This window comes from Xanthomonas phaseoli pv. dieffenbachiae (assembly GCF_008639345.1).
GTDB classification, from domain to species: domain Bacteria; phylum Pseudomonadota; class Gammaproteobacteria; order Xanthomonadales; family Xanthomonadaceae; genus Xanthomonas; species Xanthomonas phaseoli.
The window spans coordinates 748,630-766,590 of the sequence record NZ_CP041380.1; the positions used below are offsets into that span (position 1 = coordinate 748,630).

A 17,961-nucleotide genomic window follows, 5' to 3' on the forward strand; every position below is an offset into this window, starting at 1 on the left:
CTCATGGAACGTATCGAACACTGCGCCTGCTTCGGCGGCTGGCAGGATGTCTATCGGCATCAGTCGCACACCTTGAACTGCGGCATGCAGGTGGGCGTCTACCTGCCGCCGCAAGCCGCCGACGGCCCGTTGCCGGTGCTGTACTGGCTGAGCGGTTTGACCTGTACCGAACAGAATTTCATCAGCAAGGCCGGCGCGCAGCTCTATGCGGCCGAGCATGGCGTGATCCTGGTCGTGCCCGACACCAGCCCACGGGGCGAGGATGTGGCGGATGCGGACGGTTACGACATCGGCAAGGGCGCCGGCTTCTACGTCGATGCCACGCAAGCGCCATGGGCGGCGCACTACCGCATGTACGACTACGTGGTGAACGAATTACCGGCGTTGATTGAAGCGACCTTCGCCACCACCGGTGCGCGTGCGATCAGTGGCCATTCGATGGGTGGGCATGGCGCGTTGACCATCGCACTGAAGAATCCGGGCCGTTATCGCAGCGTGTCGGCGTTTTCGCCAATCGTGGCACCCAGCCAGGTGCCGTGGGGCGAGAAGGCGTTTGGCCAGTATCTGGGCAACGACCGTGCGACCTGGAAAGCCTACGATGCCACCGCATTGATCGCTGGCGCCCAGGAGCGTCTGCCCCTGCTCATCGACCAGGGCGACGCCGACGAATTTCTGCAAAACCAGCTGAAAACCGCATTGTTCGAAGATGCGGCAAGATCCGCCGGCTACCCGGTGACGGTGCGGCTGCAACCCGGCTACGACCACAGCTACTACTTCATCGCAAGCTTTATTGGCGAGCACATTGCGCATCATGCTGCAGCCTTGCGTGGTTGAGTGCCGCTGTTGGTGTACGCCGTTGGAGATGCCATCCGGTGGATGAGGGGCGGGCGCTGCGCCGATGCAGTGCATGGCTTTGGTTGCGGCGGAGTGGCCTGCCGCACCCGCTCTGCTATCGGCGGCGTCGTGCAATGCCCGCGCCGCCGACACATTGCGCATGGCCGTTCAACGAACGTCGCGCAGTTCCCAGTGCGAGCCAGCCAGGGCCTGCATGCGCTGTTTGAACAGGTCGCCGGGAATACTTGTCGTTGCGACCAGATCGATGCGCAGGTCGTGCTGCTTGCCGGTGACCGTGGCGGCCGGGTCGGTGATGCCCAGGCTGGGATCCACCTCGTCAGGATCGGTCTGTAGCTGGCGCCAACGGTCGAACCACGCCGGATCGCGTAGCGCCGCCTGCAATTGCTCGGCAAAGGCCTCGGCGCCATTGGCAGTGAAGCTCACCGAGGGCGCGCTGCCACGGGCGAGCTTGGGATCGGGCAAGCTAATCGAATAGCTGACAGGCATATGCAAGGCTCAGATGGAGGACGCCGGCACGGTAGTGCAGCTTAAGTGAGCATGCCGTCGACGGGCGGGCGAGTGCACAGGCGCGGGCGGACGGCGGTAGCAGCCGACAGCCAGGCATCTGTCCGTTTACTTCGCCCCAAAAAAAGGCGCCTTTCGGCGCCCTTTCTTCTACTCCGACGGCGACTTACTTCAACGCCTTGAAGCGCAAACGCTTCGGGCCGGCGTCGTCGCCCATTCGGCGGCGCTTGTCTTCCTCGTACTCGCGATAGTTGCCCTGGAAGAACTCCACGTGCGAGTCGCCTTCGAAGGCCAGGATGTGCGTGGCGATACGGTCCAGGAACCAGCGGTCATGCGAAATCACGAAGGTGTTGCCGGGGAACTCCAGCAACGCATCTTCCAGCGCACGCAGGGTTTCGATGTCCAGGTCGTTGGACGGTTCGTCCAGCAGCAGCACGTTGCCGCCCTGCAGCAGGGTCTTGGCCATGTGCAGGCGACCGCGCTCGCCACCGGACAGCGAACCGACCATCTTCTGCTGGTCCTGGCCCTTGAAGTTGAAGCGGCCGATATAGGCGCGCGACTGGATTTCGATGCCGTTGATGTTGAGGATGTCCAGGCCGCCAGCGATTTCCTGGAACACGTTGTGGTTGCCTTCCAGCGCGTCGCGGCTCTGGTCCACGTAGGACAGCTGCACGGTCGGTCCGACCACGATCTCGCCGGAGTCCGGCTTCTCCTGGCCGGTAATCATCTTGAACAGGGTCGACTTACCGGCACCGTTGGGGCCGATGATGCCGACGATGGCGCCCGGCGGCACGATCATCGACAGGTTGTCGATCAACAGGCGGTCGCCGAACTTCTTGGACACGTTCTTGAACTCCATCACCGCATTGCCCAGGCGCTCGCCCGGCGGGATGAAGATCTCGTTGGTTTCGTTGCGCTTCTGGTAATCGACCGACTGCAGCTCTTCCAGGCGGGCCAGACGCGCCTTGCCCTTGGTGCGGCCGCCCTTGGCGTTCTGCCGCGACCATTCCAGTTCCTTCTGGATCGCTTTCTGGCGAGACTTTTCCTGGTTGTCTTCCTGCTTGAGGCGCTCGTCCTTCTGGGTCAGCCAGTCGGTGTAGTTGCCCTTCCACGGAATGCCGCGGCCGCGGTCCAGTTCCAGGATCCACTCGGCGGCGTTGTCCAGGAAGTAGCGATCGTGGGTCACCGCCACCACGGTGCCGGTGTAGCGCGCCAGGAACTGCTCCAGCCATTCCACCGACTCGGCGTCCAGGTGGTTGGTGGGTTCGTCGAGCAGCAGCATGTCCGGCTTCTGCAGCAGCAGGCGGCACAGCGCCACGCGGCGCTTTTCACCACCGGAGAGCTTGCCCACGATGGCGTCCCACGGCGGCAGGCGCAGCGCATCGGCGGCTACGTCCAGTTGGTTTTCCAGCGTATGCGCATCGCCGGCGGCCAGGATCGCTTCCAGGCGTTCCTGTTCCTTGGCCAGCGCATCGAAGTCAGCGCCTTCTTCGGCATAGGCCAGATACACCGCATCCAGCGCGGCCTGGGCCTGCAGCACATCGCCCACGCCTTCTTCCACCGCCTCACGCACGGTGTGCTCGGGGTTGAGCTGCGGTTCCTGCGCCAGGTAGCCGACCTTGATGCCCGGTTGTGGGCGCGCCTCGCCTTCGAAATCGGTGTCCACCCCGGCCATGATCTTCAGTACCGTGGACTTGCCCGCGCCGTTCAGGCCCAGCAGGCCGATCTTGGCGCCCGGGAAAAAGCTCAGCGAGATGTCCTTGATGATCTGCCGCTTGGGCGGGACCACCTTGCTGACGCGGTTCATGGTGTAGATGTATTGCGACATGGGGGCTCCGTGGACGCAGGCAGCCCGCCGGCCGAGGCCGGAGGCAGCGGAAAAGGGGTTGCGCCAATTATACGGGCAAGTGGCTTGGGTCGCGGCAGCACCCCTGCAGCTAAACGGCACCTTGCTTGCGACCTGAATAGGCTTTTTCGTAATCGATTCCAGCAAGAATGCGTTAAGGCGGTCCGCCTCTTAATGAAATTACGACACCGCGAACAGGAACTGTCATGAACCGCAAACGCATCGTTACCGTTGTGCTTTCCTCCATCCTGGCGCTGGGTGCCTTCGCACCTGCTGCGTTCGCCGGAGATTGGGACCGCGACCACGATCGCCGCGGCCCTGACCGTCACCATGTCCATGATCGACGAGACTGGCGCGATGACCGCCGTGACGACCGTCGCGAGTGGCGCCAGGACCGTCGCTACTACAGCAATGGCTATCGCGAGGGCTACCGCGATGCCCGCTACCAGGACCGCCGCTACGACCGCAATCGCGTCTACGTCTACGATCGTCCGGCGTACTACCGCGCCGGCCCGCCGCCGCGTCCGTATTGGGCCCGTGGCCAGCGCTACCACGGCCCGGTCTATGTGGTGAACGATTACGACCGCTATGACCTGCGCCGCCCGCCGTACGGCTACCGCTGGCAGCGCGACGACCGCGGCAATCTGCTGCTGGTGGCCATCGCTACCGGCATCATTGCCGACCTGGTGCTCAACAACTAACCCGGCGCGGCCGCCGGGTCCTTCCCGGCCGCGGCCGGCAATCGGTTCAGTCATCACACAAGGGCGCACCTTCGGGTGCGCCTTTGTCATGAACTCAGGGCGGGCGCACAGGCGGCGCTGGCTGCGCGATTGGTCACCCGTGCGGCAGGGGCTTACAATCGGCAACCCTATTGGCAATAGCTGCCCCGGAGCTTGGAATGTTCTCGCGCGATGTCCGACTGGAAACCTACGACCCCGAACTGGCCAAGGCCATCGCTGCTGAAGCCGGCCGCCAGGAGGATCATGTCGAGCTGATCGCCAGCGAAAACTATTGCAGCCCGCTGGTGATGGAAGCGCAGGGCAGCCAGCTGACCAACAAGTACGCCGAAGGCTATCCGGGCAAGCGCTACTACGGTGGCTGCGAGTTCGTCGACATTGCCGAACAACTGGCGATCGACCGCATCAAGCAGGTGTTCGGCGCCGATTATGCGAACGTCCAGCCGCACAGCGGGTCCCAGGCCAACCAGGCAGTGTATCTGGCACTGCTGCAGCCGGGCGACACCATCCTGGGCATGAGCCTGGCGCATGGCGGTCACCTGACCCACGGCGCCAAGGTCAACGTCTCCGGCAAGCTGTTCAACGCGGTGCAGTACGGCGTCAACGAGCAGGGCCTGATCGACTACGACGAGGTCCAGCGCCTGGCGACGGAACACAAGCCCAAGATGGTGGTGGCCGGTTTCTCTGCGTATTCGCAGAAGATCGACTGGGCCCGCTTCCGCGCCATCGCCGACAGCGTCGGTGCCTATTTGTTCGTGGACATGGCCCACATTGCCGGGCTGGTCGCCGCCGGGGTGTACCCCAGCCCGATGGAACATGCGCACGTGGTCACCTCGACCACGCACAAGACACTGCGTGGCCCGCGTGGCGGCATCATCGTCGCCGAGGGCGCCAGCGAAGAGCTGCAGAAAAAGCTGCAGTCGATCGTGTTCCCCGGCATCCAGGGCGGCCCGCTGATGCACGTCATCGCGGCCAAGGCGGTGGCGTTCAAGGAGGCGCTGGAGCCGGCGTTCAAGACCTATCAGCAACAAGTGGTCAAGAACGCCCAGGCGATGGCCAATACGCTCATTGCGCGCGGCTACAAGATCGTCTCCGGCGGCACCGAGAACCACCTGATGCTGGTGGACATGATCGGTCGCGATGTCTCCGGCAAGGACGCCGAAGCTGCGCTCGGCAAGGCGCACATCACCGTCAACAAGAATTCGGTCCCCAACGACCCGCGCTCGCCGTTCGTCACTTCCGGTCTGCGCCTGGGCACTCCGGCGATCACCACGCGCGGTTATCAGGAACAGGACAGTATCGACCTGGCTAACTGGATCGCCGACGTGCTCGACGCGCCAACCGACGAAGCCGTGCTGGCGAAGGTGCGCGATGCCGTGACCGCGCAGTGCAAGCGCTATCCGGTGTATGGCTGAAATGCCGGGATTGGTGATTCGGGATTCTGAATGCGCTAACCGCGCGTTATTGCTTGTGCTGTTGCCAATCCCCAATCCCCAATCCCAAATCCCGGCCACCTAATGCATTGCCCCTTCTGCCAGCACAACGATACCCGCGTGATCGATTCGCGGGTGTCCGAAGACGGTACGACGATCCGTCGGCGCCGCGAGTGCGAGGCGTGCGGCGAGCGGTTCAGTACGCTGGAAACGATCGAACTGAAGCTGCCCACCGTGGTCAAGAGCGATGGTGGACGCGAGGCGTTCGATGCACGCAAGCTGCGCACCAGCTTCGACCGCGCGCTGCAAAAGCGGCCGGTGGCCGAAGAGCAGATCGAGGCGGCGGTGCGTGCGGTGGTGCACCAGCTGCGCATGTCCGGCGAGCGCGAAGTGGGTTCGCTGCGGGTAGGCGAATACGTGATGGTGGAGCTGCGCAAGCTCGATCATGTCGGCTATGTGCGCTTTGCTTCGGTGTATCGCAGTTTTCAGGACGTGGCCGATTTCCGCGAGGAAATCGAAAAGCTCGAACGCGAGCTGCCGGTCGGCAGCGAGCAACTGCCGCTGCTGGAAGCGGCATTGGAACGTGCCGGCAAACCCGGCAAGCGATGAGCGCGATGCGCATTGCCTGCGTTGCGCAAACGCCGCAGTACCTGCCTGCGATTGCGCAAGCGCATCTACAGGCCTTCGGCGCGCTGTTGCCGGAATGGAATATCGATGAGGCGCTGCGCGAATTGCGCAGCCATGCGCGCGATGGCGTCATTCCGACCACCTGGGTGGCGCTGGATCAAACACAGTGGCTGGGTTCGGTGAGCCTGCTCGAAAATGACGACGCACGCATTCGGCAATGGTCGCCGTGGTTGGCGTCGTTGTATGTGCAGCCGCAGGCGCGCGGGCAGGGCATTGGCGAGGCGTTGGTGGCGCACTGTGTGCAGGCCGCCGCGCAGTTGGGCGTGCCGCTGCTCTACCTGTATTGCCAGCCGGGATTGGTGCCGTTCTACCAGCGCCTGGGATGGCAGACACATACCGAGTTCCTGCTGGGCCCGATGCAGATCGTGGTGATGCGCATCGTGCCGGGAGTGCCATGCAATGCGTGAGGCCACAACGACGGCCAGTGCCGATGATCATCGCTGGATGGCGCATGCCTTGCGCCTGGCCGAACGCGGCGCCTACACCACCCGGCCCAATCCGATGGTGGGCTGCGTGATCGTGCGCGATGGCGTCTGCGTGGGCGAGGGCTTTCATCAACGTGCTGGCGGCCCGCATGCCGAAGTCTTCGCGCTGCGTGCAGCCGGTGAGTTGGCGCGCGGTGCCACCGCGTATGTGACGCTGGAGCCATGCGCGCACTATGGGCGTACCCCGCCATGCGCGCTGGCATTGATCGAGGCCGGCGTTGCGCGGGTGGTTGCGGCAATGGCCGACCCGTTTCCGCAGGTCAATGGCGGTGGGTTTGCGCTGCTGCGCGAGGCCGGGATCGACGTGCTGAGCGGCGTGATGGAAGCGCAGGCGCGCACGCTCAATCAGGGCTTCCTGTCGCGGGTGGAGCGTGGGCGGCCGTGGTTGCGGGTCAAACTCGGCGCCAGCCTGGATGGACGTACGGCGCTGGCCAGCGGCCAATCCAAATGGATTACCGGTGCCGACGCACGTGCAGACGTACAGCGCTGGCGTGCGCGTGCCGGGGCAATCCTCACCGGTGCTGGCACGGTGTTGGCCGACGATCCGTCGATGACGGTGCGGCTGGGCGACGACACCCCCGTGCAGCCGCCGCTGCGGGTGGTGCTCGATGCTGGGCTGCGGACGTTGGCGTGCGGCAATATCCGTACGGGGGACGCAGCGACGCTGTACCTGCATGACGAGTCGCTGACGCCGCCACCGCACGACGATGCGGAGTTTCTCGGCCTGCCGCTGCAGGACGGACGCTTTGCGCTGCCGACAGTGTTGCAGCTGCTGGCCGAGCGCGGCATCAACGAGCTGCACGTGGAAGCCGGGGCGACCCTGAGTGGTGCGCTAGTGCAAACAGGATTGATCGACGAGCTGCTGGTGTACCTTGCGCCGGTCCTGCTGGGCGACACCGCCAGGCCCTTGTTGGCCGGGCTCGGCATCGAGACGATGGCGCAGCGCTATCCGCTGCAGTTGGTGGAGGCGCGGCAGCTGCAGCAGGACCTGCGGTTGCGCTATGTGCCGCTCTCCTCTGCCGCCTTGTAAGAGGGCGGGCATCTGCGCGCGGTCTGCTGGGAGGCGACGCCGCAGTCTGGCAAGCGTATCGCGCGAGTGGTCTGCCGCGTCCCAAGCGCGCGTTGCACGTTAAAGTCAGTGGGCGGGGGGAGCGTCTGGGTCTGGCCTGACAGCCATCCATGCCCATAACGCAGAAGGCCCCGCATGCGGGGCCTTCTGGATACCGCACGATGCCGCGATCAGAAGCTGGCGCGGACGCCGATGGTGCCTTGACGGTTGCTATCGTAGAACTGCATCTCGCCGACGATGCCCCACATCGGCGTCAGGTTGACCTGCAGCCCCGCGATACCAGCGGCTTTGCCCTCGTTCTGGCCACCGCCGTTAAAATGAAAATAGCCGGCCTTCAGCCAGGCTTCGGTGCGCGGCGAAGGTTTCCCACGGACACCTGCAGTGATGCGGGCCACATCCACGTTGGCCTTGTCGGAGTCGCTCGACGTGCTGCTGGAGACTTTCGCTTTCACTTCCAACTGCTGGTAAGCAGCGTCAGCCACGAAATCTAGCTTTTCGGTGAACTCCATGTGGTAACCGATGCCGATTTCCGGCTGAGTGATCGTGTACTTGAGCCGTAATTCGTCTTCATCACCAGGAAAGCCAAAATCGAAGCGCTGGGTGTCAGAGACGCGGCTGTAGCTGCCGAAGACGAAGACCTGCGGAGCAATCGCGAACGAGCCCCGCGCATAGGCGCCGGACATTGCGTCCACGCCATCGCTCTTCAGATTGGCATAGCCGGCTTCCACATAGGTGTAGCTCATTCCTTCCGCAGATGCGGCAAACGGTGCGGCAGCCAGCAGGGCAGCCAGAATCAGGGTGTTACGCATTGGATGTCTCTCTCCGAATTGATGTCCGTGTCTCCACCCCGTTGCGAGGTGGAAAAGAACGACGTCTCCCGTCGCGGCGCGTAAATTAACAGATCCTTCACAATCCTGGCTATGGGGGATTTCCCGACATGACGCAGTGTCCTGCCAGCCTTGGCTCCCACTCGGCAATCGCGCCGATGTGCCCTGTTAAACTCTGCGCGCCGGTTCGCCGGTACTCACGAACGTCTTCAGGGCGGGGTGCGATTCCCCACCGGCGGTAGGCGTGCGCAAGCACGCGAGCCCGCGAGCGCTTGCACTCCAGGGTTGAGCGAACCAACGCGAGACCCTGATGTGCAAGGTCAGCAGATCCGGTCCGATGCCGGAGCCGACGGTATAGTCCGGATGAAAGAAGACGGCCAACGCTCAGCCTTGCGGCTGTGCGCGCGCCTGTTTGCTTTGCCTTGCGGCGTTTTTCGCTCAACTCCTACGAGAAACGACTAATGTCCATGCAGCACCTGCCGCGCTGCGCCGCGGCCTTCCAGCGCTCCATCACGGCAGCCTTGCTGCTGCAAGCGGGGGCACGCTGATGTTCACCGGCATCATCGAAGGCGTCGGCCAACTGGCCGCGCGACAGCCGCAGGGCGGCGATGTGCGTTTCACCTTCGCCACCGGCACGCTGCCGTTCGAAGCGGTCCAGTTGGGCGAAAGCATCGCCGTCAATGGCGTGTGCCTGACCGTGATTGCGTTTGACGCGGCCAGTTTTCAGGCCGATGCCTCGACCGAGACGCTGTCGCTGACCACCCTGGGCGCGTTGCCAGAGGGCGCACTGCTCAATCTGGAGCGCGCGATGCGGCCCACCGACCGGCTTGGCGGACACCTGGTCAGCGGACATGTGGATGGCCTGGGCCAGGTGCAGTCGGTCCATGACGATGCGCGTGCGCAGCGCTGGCGGTTTGCCGCGCCGGCGTCGGTGTTGCGCTATGTGGCCAAGAAGGGCTCGATCTGCGTGGACGGCGTGAGCCTCACCGTCAATGACGTAGACGAAGACGGCTTCGAGGTCGCGCTGATTCCGCATACCGTGGCCCACACCGCGTTTGCGCAGACTGCGGTCGGTGCGGCGGTGAACCTGGAAATCGATCTGGTGGCGCGCTATGTGGAGCGCCTGCTCGGCACGCGGGGGGCGGCATGAATTTCGCACCCGTTCCGGAACTGATCGAAGAACTGCGCGCCGGACGCATGGTGGTCATCGTCGATGACGAAGACCGCGAAAACGAAGGCGATCTGATCATGGCCGCCGAGTTGGTGAAGCCGTCGGACATCAACTTCATGGTCACCCACGCGCGCGGGCTGGTGTGCCTGTCGCTGACCCGCGAGCGCTGCGCGCAGCTGGGTCTGGCGCCGATGGTGCGCAACAACACCGCGCAGTTCCAGACCAACTTCACCGTCAGCATCGAAGCGGCCGAAGGCGTCACCACCGGCATTTCCGCCTACGACCGCGCGCACACCGTGCGTACCGCCGTACGCCCGGATGCCCGGCCGCAGGATCTGAGCCAGCCCGGGCATATCTTCCCGTTGATCTCCCAGCCCGGTGGCGTGCTGACCCGTGCCGGCCACACCGAAGCGGCCAGCGACTTGCCGATGCTGGCCGGGCTGGAACCGGCCGGTGTGCTGGTGGAAGTGCTCAACCCGGACGGCAGCATGGCGCGTCGCCCGCAGCTGGAAGTGTTCGCGCGCGAGCATGGGCTGAAAATGGGCTCGATCGCCGACCTGATCGCCTACCGGCTTGCCAATGAGCACACCGTCGAGCGCGTGGACGAGCGGCAGATCACCACCGAGTTCGGCCCGTTCAAGCTGGTGACCTACCGCGACCGCATCGCGCATGACCTGCACTTTGCGCTGGTGCGCGGTCGCGCCGATCCACACACGCCGACGCTGGTACGCGTGCAGGTGGAAAACCCGTTGGCCGACCTGCTGCATTGGCAGCGCGATGACTTTGGCGTGGCAGCCACCGACGCCTTGCGCGCGATCGCCGCCGAAGGGCAGGGCGTGATGGTGGTGCTGTCGGCGCCACGCGACAGCGAATCGCTGCTGGCACGGCTGCGCCAGCAGCCCGAAGCCGCCGCCAATGCCAAGGACGTGAGTCAGTGGCGGCGCAACGGCGCCGGTGCGCAGATCCTGGCCGACCTCGGCCTGGGCAAGTTGCGCGTGCTGGGCACCCCTCGGCGCCAGGTGGGGCTGGCCGGGTTCGGGCTGGAGGTGGTCGAGTATCTGGAATGCCATGCCGGTGAAGGCGTGCGCTCGGTGCCGCCGTCCGCCGTTCCCTGACATGGCTGCGAGCCGTTGCCGCAGTTAACGGCCGGTCCCGGTGGTCTCGACCATCGGGTAGCCGGCGGTGCGCGGCTGTCAGCAAGCGCCGCGCGTGCCGGCGCTGAAGTGGCCTGGTGTCGGCTGCCGATTCCAGCCGTAGGCTGCCCCGGCCGGTTGCAGGCGCAAACGCCTGGGGGCGCTGGGCGATGCCATCGATACCTTCGTCGATCGCCGTGCCCTGTATTGTCGAAGCGCATGGCCGGGTCTGCTTTGTCCGGCCCGGCCCACACGCGTCGGCCAGGCCTGGGCCCGGCAGCTGTTAAACTTCCCGCCCCCTCGAGTTGCCGACCCGCATGACCCACTACGAAGGCGATCTTCGCCCCACCACCGCGCGCTTTGCGATCATCGCCAGCCGCTGGAATGCCCGTATCACCGACGTGCTGGTTGCCGGCGCGCGCCAGAGCCTGGCCGGCAACGGCATCGGCGAAGATGCCATCGACGTGATCCGCGTGCCGGGTGCCTGGGAGATCCCTATCGCGGCCAATCGCGTGGCGCAGTCCGGCCAGCACGGCGCGATCATCGCGCTGGGCTGCGTGATTCGTGGCGATACCCGCCATTACGAGCACGTGGCCGACCTGTGCGCCGAAGGCCTGATGAGCGTGCAGCTGCAGACCGGCGTGCCGGTGCTCAACGGCGTGCTGGCGGTCGAACGCGTGGAAGATGCCGAAGCCCGTGCCGGCGGCAGCCACGGCAATAAAGGCGAGGAGTGCGCGCTTGCAGCGCTGGAACTGGTGAATTTGATGGAGTTGTTGCCATGAGCAAGCCCGGTGGACATTCGCGCCACGGCCGTCGCGACGGCATCGACCCGGTGCTGCGGTCGCGCGCACGTCGGCGCGCCTTGCAGGCGGTCTATGCCTGGCAGATCTCCGGCGGTTTCGCCAAGCAGGTGATCGCCCAGTTCGCGCACGAGCAGGCGCACGAAGTGGCCGATCTGGCGTACTTCGAGAACCTGGTGGAAGGCGTGCTGAGCAACCGCGCCGAGCTGGATACCGCGCTGACGCCGTATCTGGATCGCAGCGTGGAAGAGGTCGATGCGATCGAACGCGCCGTGCTGCGTCTGGCCGCCTACGAGTTGCTGTACCGCCAGGATGTGCCGTACCGCGTGGTGATCAACGAAGCGATCGAAACCGCCAAGCGCTTCGGCTCCGAGCACGGCCACACCTACGTCAACGGGGTACTGGACCGCGCGGCGGTGGAGTGGCGCAAGGTGGAGTCGGGCGCCTGAAGCGCCGAGATTGGGCATTCGTGATTCGGGATTTGCAGAGATTGACGGTCCTGCCGATGCGCGGTGCAACCGTGCGCATTTGAGCGGTTCGACCGTTGGGGTGAGCGGCCATGCCCGCGCTGCATATCGTTCGATGGTGCAGCTAATCCGCCATCTTGCCGCATCTTGCAAAGCCCGCTGCTACGAATCCCGAATGCCCAATTCCCAATCCCAGCCCTTCAAATGCCCGAATTCGATCTAATTGCCCGTCTGCGTGCGCGCATTGCGGCGCGTGCCGATGTGCCGTTGGGCATTGGCGACGATGCGGCGTTGCTGCAGCCGCCAGCCGGCGAGCAGTTGGCGATCACCGCCGATACGCTCAATGCAGGCGTGCATTTTCCGCACGAGACGCGTGCTGACGACCTGGGCTGGAAGACGCTGGCTGTCAATCTCTCCGATCTGGCGGCGATGGGCGCGCAACCGCGTTGGTGCACCTTGTCGCTGTCGTTGCCGCACGACGATGCGGCATGGGTGGATGGGTTTGCCGATGGCTTCTTCGCGCTGGCCGATGCGCACGACATTGTGCTGGTCGGTGGCGACACCACGCGTGGGCCGCTCTCGTGCGCGGTGACGGCGATCGGCAGCTTGCCGCCGGGCGCAGCATTGCGGCGCGACGGCGCGCGCGTTGGCGATGATGTGTGGGTGACCGGCGCGCCGGGTGAAGCCGCCGCCGCGTTGGCGTTGTGGCAGGCCGGCCAGCTGGATGTGACCTGCGCGGCTACCGACCCGTTGCACGAGCGCTGGCGTGGCCGCCTGCTGCGTCCGCAGCCCCGTGTACAGGCGGGGCTGCGCCTGCGCGGGCTTGCGCATGCGTGCGTGGACATTTCCGACGGGCTGCTGGCCGATCTAGGGCACCTGTGCGAGCGCAGCGGCGTGGGTGCGCGTCTGTTGCTTGCGGCCTTGCCGGCAATGCCGCGCAGGGCCGGAATTGACGTGGAGCAGTGCCTGGGCTGGCAACTCGGCGGTGGCGACGATTACGAGCTGTGTTTCACCGCCGCGCCGCAGCATCGCGATGCGGTGGCGCAGGCAATGGAATTTGCAAAGGTGGCTGCAACGCGCATCGGCCAGATTGTCGCCGCGCCCGGTGTGGTGGTGCACGACGCCGAGGGCAGCCCCTGGCACCCACCGCAGCGCGGCTATCAGCATTTCGTTGGCTGATGCGTGGGGTTGGAGCGTGTGCAGTGGAGACGGGCGGTGTCGGTGCGCTGCGCTGAGACGATGGCGCTGCGTTGATCGCTGGGTGCCGTATTGGATTGCTGCGGTGGCGCCTTCTGCGAAGTTGGGTGGAGCGCATCGGGAACAACGGGTGCTGCCAGCGCCCTCATCCGCCCTCCGGGCACCTTCTCCCGCAGGCGGGAGAAGGCAGCGAGCCCGCGTGATCCTGCCAGTCCTGCACGATGAGTCCATGTCGGCCGAGCTAGGCGCGATGCCGCCTCTCGCTTCCCGAATCCCGAATCCCGAATCCCGAATCCCGAATCCCGAATCCCGAATCCCGAATCCCGAATCCCGAATCCCGAATCCCGAATCCCGGCCCTTGAGCCATACCGTACCGTCTGGTACGTTCGCCACGTTCTCCCCCGAACCACGGATGCATCGCAGTTGCCGCTGGGCCATCCCGGCTCGGCTTTGCCTGGGAGAAGCAGCATGAGCAAGCGTTGGATCGGGAGCATCGTCGCACTGGCGTTGCTGTTGGCATCGGCGTCGGCCGTGGCGGGCGCCTTCAGCAAGACCTATGAACGCATCCCCGGCTGGAACGGGGCCCAAATGGGGGCCTTGGTGCTGGTGCCGCAAGGGCAGGGCGCCGGGCCGTTTCCGCTGATCGTGATGCCCGCCAGCTGGTCGTTGCCCAATCTGGAATATCTGGGCCGCGCCACCCAACTGGCCAGCGATGGCTATGTGGTGGTCAGCTATACCTCGCGCGGGTTCTGGGATTCGGCTGGGCAGATCGATATCGCCGGGCCGGACACGGTGGAAGACGTCAGCGCGGTGATCGACTGGGCGTTGGCGCATACGCCGGCCAACCCGAATGCGATCGGCGCGTCGGGCATTTCGTACGGGGCAGGCATCAGCCTGCTGGCGGCCGAGCGCGACCCGCGGATCAAGGCCGTGGCTGCGCTCAGCGGCTGGGCCGATCTGGAAGCGTCGCTGTATTCCAATCGTACGGTCAGCCAGCAGGGCGTCGGGCTGCTGGTGGGTGCAGGCGCACTGACCGGCCGGCCCGGCCCGGATCTGGCGCAGATCGGCGCACGCGTGGCGCAAGGCGATTACGACGGCGCGGTGCAGGGCTTCCTGCCGCAGGCCGCCTCGCGCAGCCCTGCGACCGATGTGGCAGCGCTCAACGCGCGCGGTACCGCGGTTTTGCTGGGAAATGCCTTCAACGACGGATTGTTTCCGCCGAACCAGACCATCGCCTTCTTCAACCAGTTGCGTGGCCCCAAACAACTGCTGCTCAGCCAGGGCGATCACGCCACCGCAGAGCTGCCCGGCGCATTGGGATTGCCAAATGAGATCTATACAGCGACCACGCGCTGGTTCGATCGCCACCTCAAGCAGCTTCGCAACGGCGTGGACGCAGAAGCACCGGTGCGGCTGTCGCCACGTGCCGGGCAATGGCTGGACTATCCGGACTGGGCATCGGTGCAACAGGCCACGACACAGCTGGGTCTGTCCGCACCAACCGGCTTGCTGAGCCCCACCGGTGGATTGACCGGCGGGACGTCCAGCGGCTGGCAATCGCGCATCGCCACCGACGTGCCGACCGTGGCCGATTCCGGGGTGGTGCTGGTCAGCGGTTTGCTGCAAGGCATCGGCCTGCCGGTGAGCACCTCCATTCCGCGGGTCAACCGCGCCGGTGCCGCGGTGTGGGTGGGCTCGCCATCGAACAGCACCCGGCGCCTGGCCGGTAGCCCGTCGCTACGTGTGACCGTGGTGCCCAGTCAATCGAAGGTAAGTCTGTTCGCGTATCTGTACCGCATGGATGGCTTGGGCGTTGCGCAACTGATCACGCATGCACCGTACTCGTTGCGCAATGCCACGCCGGGCCGCGCAGTCACCCTGGACTGGCCATTGCAGGCGGCGGCAACCGAGATTCCGGCAGGGCAGCGGCTGGTCTTGGTGATCGACACACGCGATGCGCGCTATACCGATGCCAGCGACGGCGGCGGTACGCTGACATTCACCTCGCCAGCTGCAGCGCCATCGGTATTGAACCTGCCGCTGCGGTAACGCGCGCCGGGACCTGACAGCTGCAGCGCTGCGCTTTTGCCGCAGGTCCTTGCCAGCATCCACGCAGACGCTGCAGCTAGATCCTGGCAGCTTTAGGGCGCGGCATCCATGCCGCGCAAGCCCCGGCAACGGTGCGCTTGCAGTGGTCCGTCCAGTTGATCGCTCTCTACGTGAGAGCGATGCACGAGGGCATTGCGGGCCTGCAATGCATTTCTTCACCACGATTGCCCGGCACTCGCGTGCATCGATGAGCTGGGAGGCGATTCGGAACAGCGAGGCAACGGTCATGTACACGACCTGCGTTCGGTTGGCTGCTGCAGGCTCGATCTTCTGAGGTTCAGTCAATTCACGCGAAGCCCGTCGCCAAAGACCCATCGCCCGCGACAGAGAGACGCTGATGGCCAGCCAAAGTGGTTCAGCCCTAACGCAGAAGGTACAGGGGGGGCGCACCGCTCGTGACGCTTCTCGTTTACCGCTACCTGATCTTCGCGGGCCTTGGCCTGCGGCCAAGACCCCCGAGATCAGCCGCTACGGGTGATTTATGCGGAATTTACGCGATGGCCAATTCAGGTCCATAGCGACTTTACGCGGCCCAGGCAGAGACTGCGCAGGTTGGCGGAGCGGTTCCGCCGTGGACGATTCCGATGCATCCCTTGACCTGTCTGCTCCATCGGCGCTGCGCGCACGGTGCGGCAGCGCTTTGCCATGTTGGCACGCACACGCGGCCGACGCCGTTGCACATCGCACTTATCGCGCCGCCGTGCGCGCAGATAGGGGAGTGACCGACATGCCTGGCTGGTTGTCCCTGTTGTGCGGCGTGGCCGTACTCGTTGCTGCTGCGTACCTGCTGTACGTGGTGCTGCGGCCCGAAGACTTCTGATCCGAGTGCGCTCCAATGACTGAAACTTTTCTTGTGTACGCGCTGGCCATCGTGCTGGCGTGGCCTCTGGGCCGTTATCTGGCTGCCGTGATGCGCGGTGCACCGATGCGCGGCGACATGCTGTTCGGCTGGATCGAACGGCCGTTGTACGCCTTGCTTGGCACGCGCCCGCAGCAGGGCATGTCGTGGCGCGGGTACAGCATGGCATTTCTGCTCAGCAACCTGGTCGTCGGTCTGCTGACCTGGGTGGTGTTCATGACCCAGGCGTGGCTGCCGTTCAACCCGGACGCCATCCCCAACATGCGCTGGGACACCGCGCTGCACACCATGGTGTCGTTTCTCACCAATACCAACCAGCAGCACTATTCTGGCCAGGCGCAGTTGTCGTATCTGGCGCAGATGACCGGCATCGTCGGCCTGCAGGTGGTGACGCCGATGATGGGCTTGGCGTTGGCGGTGGCGACGCTGCGGGCGTTGTTCGGTGGACGTGCAGCCAAACAGGCGTCGGTTGTTGCACCGAATTCGGACACGGCGGCCGTGGCGGAGATTGCGGAGCCGGAACCGTCGCGTCCGGGGCGCCAGCACGGCGGGTCGGGATTGGAAGCCCTGCCTGAAGCAGACGTCGGCAATTACTGGGCCGACGTGATTCGCTCCAGCGTGCGCGTGTTGTTGCCGCTGTGCCTGCTGTGGACCGTGCTGCTTGGCTGGCAGGGCGTGCCGTCGACATTGCAGGGCGCGGCGACCGCGACGCCGTTGGATAGCAGCGCGGGCATGCCCAAGCAGACCATTGCGGTGGGTCCGGTTGCAGCGATGGTGGCGGTGAAACAGCTCGGCACCAATGGCGGTGGCTGGTATGGCCCCAATAGTTCGGTGGCGCTGGAAAACCCCACGCCGTTGAGCAATCTGCTCGAAACGCTCGCGTTGGTCCTGCTGCCGATGAGCGTGGTGTTCATGGTCGGCTATCTGACCGGGCGCAAGCGGCTGACGGCGTTGGTGTTCGGCACGATGTTGACGATGTCGGCCGCGTCCACCGCATTGTTGCTGTGGTCCGAAGCGCATTCGGCCAGCGCGAACTCGCCGGCGCTGATGGAAGGCAAGGAAGTGCGCATCGGTGCCGATGCCTCTGCATTGTGGGCGGCGTTGACCACGCAGACCTCCAATGGTTCGGTCAATGCGATGCATGATTCGTTGGCGCCGTTGAGTGGCCTGGTCACGCTGGTCGACATGCTGATCAACGCCATCTGGGGCGGCATCGGCTGTGGTCTGCAGCAGTTCGTGGTGTATCTGTTGCTGAGCGTGTTCCTGGCCGGTTTGATGACCGGACGCACGCCGGAGTTGTTCGGCCGCAAGATCGAATCGCGCGAAGTGCAGTTGCTGGCGCTGTTGATCCTGCTGCAGCCGCTGGTGGTGTTGGGCTTTACCGCAGTGGCGCTGGCAATGCCGGCATTGACTGCCAATTCCAACCCCGGCTTCCATGGCATCAGCCAGGTGTTCTACGAGTACACCTCTGCATTCGCCAACAACGGCTCGGGTTTCGAAGGTCTGGGCGATGCCACGTACTGGTGGAATCTGAGCTGTTCGGTGGTGCTGGCGCTGGGCCGGTATCCGGCATTGATCCTGCCGTTGATGGTGGCCGCACGCATGGCAGTCAAGCGGCGTGCGCCGGAGTCGGCCGGCAGCCTGCAGGTCGAAACACCCACCTTTGCGCTGACCCTGATGGCAATCGTGATCGTGCTGACCGTGCTGCAGTTCATGCCGGCACTGGTGCTGGGTCCTATCGCTGAACACCTCGCCCTGGCGGCGTCCTGAGAGTTTTGAGCA

The 17,961-nt window shown here is 65.0% G+C and carries 17 protein-coding genes and 1 riboswitch; of the genes, 14 read left to right on the top strand and 3 right to left on the bottom strand.

Features of this window, described 5'->3' with window-relative positions:
• Nucleotides 1-3: 3 nt before the first annotated feature.
• The gene (gene fghA, locus FLG15_RS03410; protein WP_057677770.1) at nt 4-834 is read left to right on the top strand and encodes an S-formylglutathione hydrolase; all 831 of its coding nucleotides are present in this window, start codon (nt 4-6) and stop codon (nt 832-834) included.
• Nucleotides 835-1,002: 168 nt separating this feature from the next.
• On the opposite strand, the gene FLG15_RS03415 is transcribed toward fghA, so the two are convergent.
• The gene (locus FLG15_RS03415) at nt 1,003-1,341 is read right to left on the bottom strand and encodes a hypothetical protein (RefSeq protein WP_008576771.1); all 339 of its coding nucleotides are present in this window, start codon (nt 1,339-1,341) and stop codon (nt 1,003-1,005) included.
• Nucleotides 1,342-1,525: 184 nt separating this feature from the next.
• A complete protein-coding gene (ettA, locus tag FLG15_RS03420) occupies nt 1,526-3,187 on the bottom strand; it encodes an energy-dependent translational throttle protein EttA (protein ID WP_005910999.1) in 1,662 nt (553 codons plus the stop codon).
• A 224-nt stretch (nt 3,188-3,411) separates the two neighbouring features.
• Between ettA and FLG15_RS03425 the strand changes: the two genes are divergently transcribed.
• The 5 genes from FLG15_RS03425 (at nt 3,412) to ribD (ending at nt 7,577) form a co-directional block, all read left to right on the top strand.
• Nucleotides 3,412-3,906: an RcnB family protein gene (locus tag FLG15_RS03425; protein ID WP_057677771.1), complete on the top strand. Its 495-nt coding sequence runs from the start codon at nt 3,412-3,414 to the stop codon at nt 3,904-3,906.
• A gap of 197 nt (nt 3,907-4,103) precedes the next feature.
• Complete coding sequence (glyA, locus tag FLG15_RS03430) at nt 4,104-5,357, top strand: serine hydroxymethyltransferase (protein ID WP_057677772.1); 1,254 nt, start codon at nt 4,104-4,106, stop codon at nt 5,355-5,357.
• Nucleotides 5,358-5,459: 102 nt separating this feature from the next.
• Complete coding sequence (gene nrdR, locus FLG15_RS03435; protein WP_003490311.1) at nt 5,460-5,984, top strand: transcriptional regulator NrdR; 525 nt, start codon at nt 5,460-5,462, stop codon at nt 5,982-5,984.
• A complete protein-coding gene (locus FLG15_RS03440) occupies nt 5,981-6,469 on the top strand; it encodes a GNAT family N-acetyltransferase (protein ID WP_039574625.1) in 489 nt (162 codons plus the stop codon). The genes nrdR and FLG15_RS03440 overlap by 4 nt, the downstream gene beginning before the upstream one ends.
• Nucleotides 6,462-7,577, top strand: a complete 1,116-nt coding sequence (ribD, locus tag FLG15_RS03445; protein ID WP_057677773.1) for a bifunctional diaminohydroxyphosphoribosylaminopyrimidine deaminase/5-amino-6-(5-phosphoribosylamino)uracil reductase RibD — start codon at nt 6,462-6,464, stop codon at nt 7,575-7,577. The genes FLG15_RS03440 and ribD overlap by 8 nt, the downstream gene beginning before the upstream one ends.
• A gap of 209 nt (nt 7,578-7,786) precedes the next feature.
• Here the strand turns inward: ribD and FLG15_RS03450 are convergent, their stop codons facing one another.
• Nucleotides 7,787-8,425 carry an outer membrane beta-barrel protein gene (locus tag FLG15_RS03450; RefSeq protein WP_057677774.1) on the bottom strand — a complete coding sequence of 213 codons (639 nt, stop codon included), beginning with the start codon at nt 8,423-8,425 and terminating at the stop codon, nt 7,787-7,789.
• A gap of 219 nt (nt 8,426-8,644) precedes the next feature.
• A riboswitch (FMN riboswitch) is annotated at nt 8,645-8,822 on the top strand.
• Nucleotides 8,823-8,990: 168 nt separating this feature from the next.
• Here FLG15_RS03450 and FLG15_RS03455 point away from each other — a divergent pair.
• From FLG15_RS03455 to kdpA, 8 genes are all read left to right on the top strand, one after another.
• Complete coding sequence (locus tag FLG15_RS03455) at nt 8,991-9,593, top strand: riboflavin synthase (RefSeq protein WP_005920959.1); 603 nt, start codon at nt 8,991-8,993, stop codon at nt 9,591-9,593.
• Complete coding sequence (gene ribB / locus FLG15_RS03460; protein ID WP_057677775.1) at nt 9,590-10,729, top strand: 3,4-dihydroxy-2-butanone-4-phosphate synthase; 1,140 nt, start codon at nt 9,590-9,592, stop codon at nt 10,727-10,729. Before FLG15_RS03455 ends, ribB begins: the two co-directional genes overlap by 4 nt.
• A 335-nt stretch (nt 10,730-11,064) precedes the next feature.
• Nucleotides 11,065-11,529 (top strand): 6,7-dimethyl-8-ribityllumazine synthase, encoded by a 465-nt coding sequence (ribH, locus tag FLG15_RS03465; protein ID WP_003490334.1) that lies wholly within the window; start codon nt 11,065-11,067, stop codon nt 11,527-11,529.
• Nucleotides 11,526-11,996, top strand: coding sequence for a transcription antitermination factor NusB (gene nusB, locus FLG15_RS03470; protein WP_007968663.1), 471 nt, complete (start codon nt 11,526-11,528; stop codon nt 11,994-11,996). The genes ribH and nusB overlap by 4 nt, the downstream gene beginning before the upstream one ends.
• Before the next feature lie 222 nt (nt 11,997-12,218).
• Nucleotides 12,219-13,193, top strand: a complete 975-nt coding sequence (thiL, locus tag FLG15_RS03475) for a thiamine-phosphate kinase (protein ID WP_057687022.1) — start codon at nt 12,219-12,221, stop codon at nt 13,191-13,193.
• A 486-nt stretch (nt 13,194-13,679) separates the two neighbouring features.
• Entirely contained in the window at nt 13,680-15,260 is a 1,581-nt protein-coding gene (locus FLG15_RS03485; RefSeq protein ID WP_057677503.1) for a CocE/NonD family hydrolase, read from the top strand.
• Between the two features lie 787 nt (nt 15,261-16,047).
• Complete coding sequence (locus tag FLG15_RS03490) at nt 16,048-16,140, top strand: potassium-transporting ATPase subunit F (protein WP_005910961.1); 93 nt, start codon at nt 16,048-16,050, stop codon at nt 16,138-16,140.
• Nucleotides 16,141-16,155: 15 nt separating this feature from the next.
• Nucleotides 16,156-17,949 (top strand): potassium-transporting ATPase subunit KdpA, encoded by a 1,794-nt coding sequence (kdpA, locus tag FLG15_RS03495; RefSeq protein ID WP_057677502.1) that lies wholly within the window; start codon nt 16,156-16,158, stop codon nt 17,947-17,949.
• Nucleotides 17,950-17,961 lie beyond the last annotated feature (12 nt).

Coding starts and splice junctions, on each gene's coding strand:
- fghA (WP_057677770.1), top strand. CDS start 4: ATGGAACGTATCGAACACTGCGCCTGCTTCGGCGGCTGGCAGGATGTC.
- FLG15_RS03415 (WP_008576771.1), bottom strand. CDS start 1,341: ATGCCTGTCAGCTATTCGATTAGCTTGCCCGATCCCAAGCTCGCCCGT.
- ettA (WP_005910999.1), bottom strand. CDS start 3,187: ATGTCGCAATACATCTACACCATGAACCGCGTCAGCAAGGTGGTCCCG.
- FLG15_RS03425 (WP_057677771.1), top strand. CDS start 3,412: ATGAACCGCAAACGCATCGTTACCGTTGTGCTTTCCTCCATCCTGGCG.
- glyA (WP_057677772.1), top strand. CDS start 4,104: ATGTTCTCGCGCGATGTCCGACTGGAAACCTACGACCCCGAACTGGCC.
- nrdR (WP_003490311.1), top strand. CDS start 5,460: ATGCATTGCCCCTTCTGCCAGCACAACGATACCCGCGTGATCGATTCG.
- FLG15_RS03440 (WP_039574625.1), top strand. CDS start 5,981: ATGAGCGCGATGCGCATTGCCTGCGTTGCGCAAACGCCGCAGTACCTG.
- ribD (WP_057677773.1), top strand. CDS start 6,462: ATGCGTGAGGCCACAACGACGGCCAGTGCCGATGATCATCGCTGGATG.
- FLG15_RS03450 (WP_057677774.1), bottom strand. CDS start 8,425: ATGCGTAACACCCTGATTCTGGCTGCCCTGCTGGCTGCCGCACCGTTT.
- FLG15_RS03455 (WP_005920959.1), top strand. CDS start 8,991: ATGTTCACCGGCATCATCGAAGGCGTCGGCCAACTGGCCGCGCGACAG.
- ribB (WP_057677775.1), top strand. CDS start 9,590: ATGAATTTCGCACCCGTTCCGGAACTGATCGAAGAACTGCGCGCCGGA.
- ribH (WP_003490334.1), top strand. CDS start 11,065: ATGACCCACTACGAAGGCGATCTTCGCCCCACCACCGCGCGCTTTGCG.
- nusB (WP_007968663.1), top strand. CDS start 11,526: ATGAGCAAGCCCGGTGGACATTCGCGCCACGGCCGTCGCGACGGCATC.
- thiL (WP_057687022.1), top strand. CDS start 12,219: ATGCCCGAATTCGATCTAATTGCCCGTCTGCGTGCGCGCATTGCGGCG.
- FLG15_RS03485 (WP_057677503.1), top strand. CDS start 13,680: ATGAGCAAGCGTTGGATCGGGAGCATCGTCGCACTGGCGTTGCTGTTG.
- FLG15_RS03490 (WP_005910961.1), top strand. CDS start 16,048: ATGCCTGGCTGGTTGTCCCTGTTGTGCGGCGTGGCCGTACTCGTTGCT.
- kdpA (WP_057677502.1), top strand. CDS start 16,156: ATGACTGAAACTTTTCTTGTGTACGCGCTGGCCATCGTGCTGGCGTGG.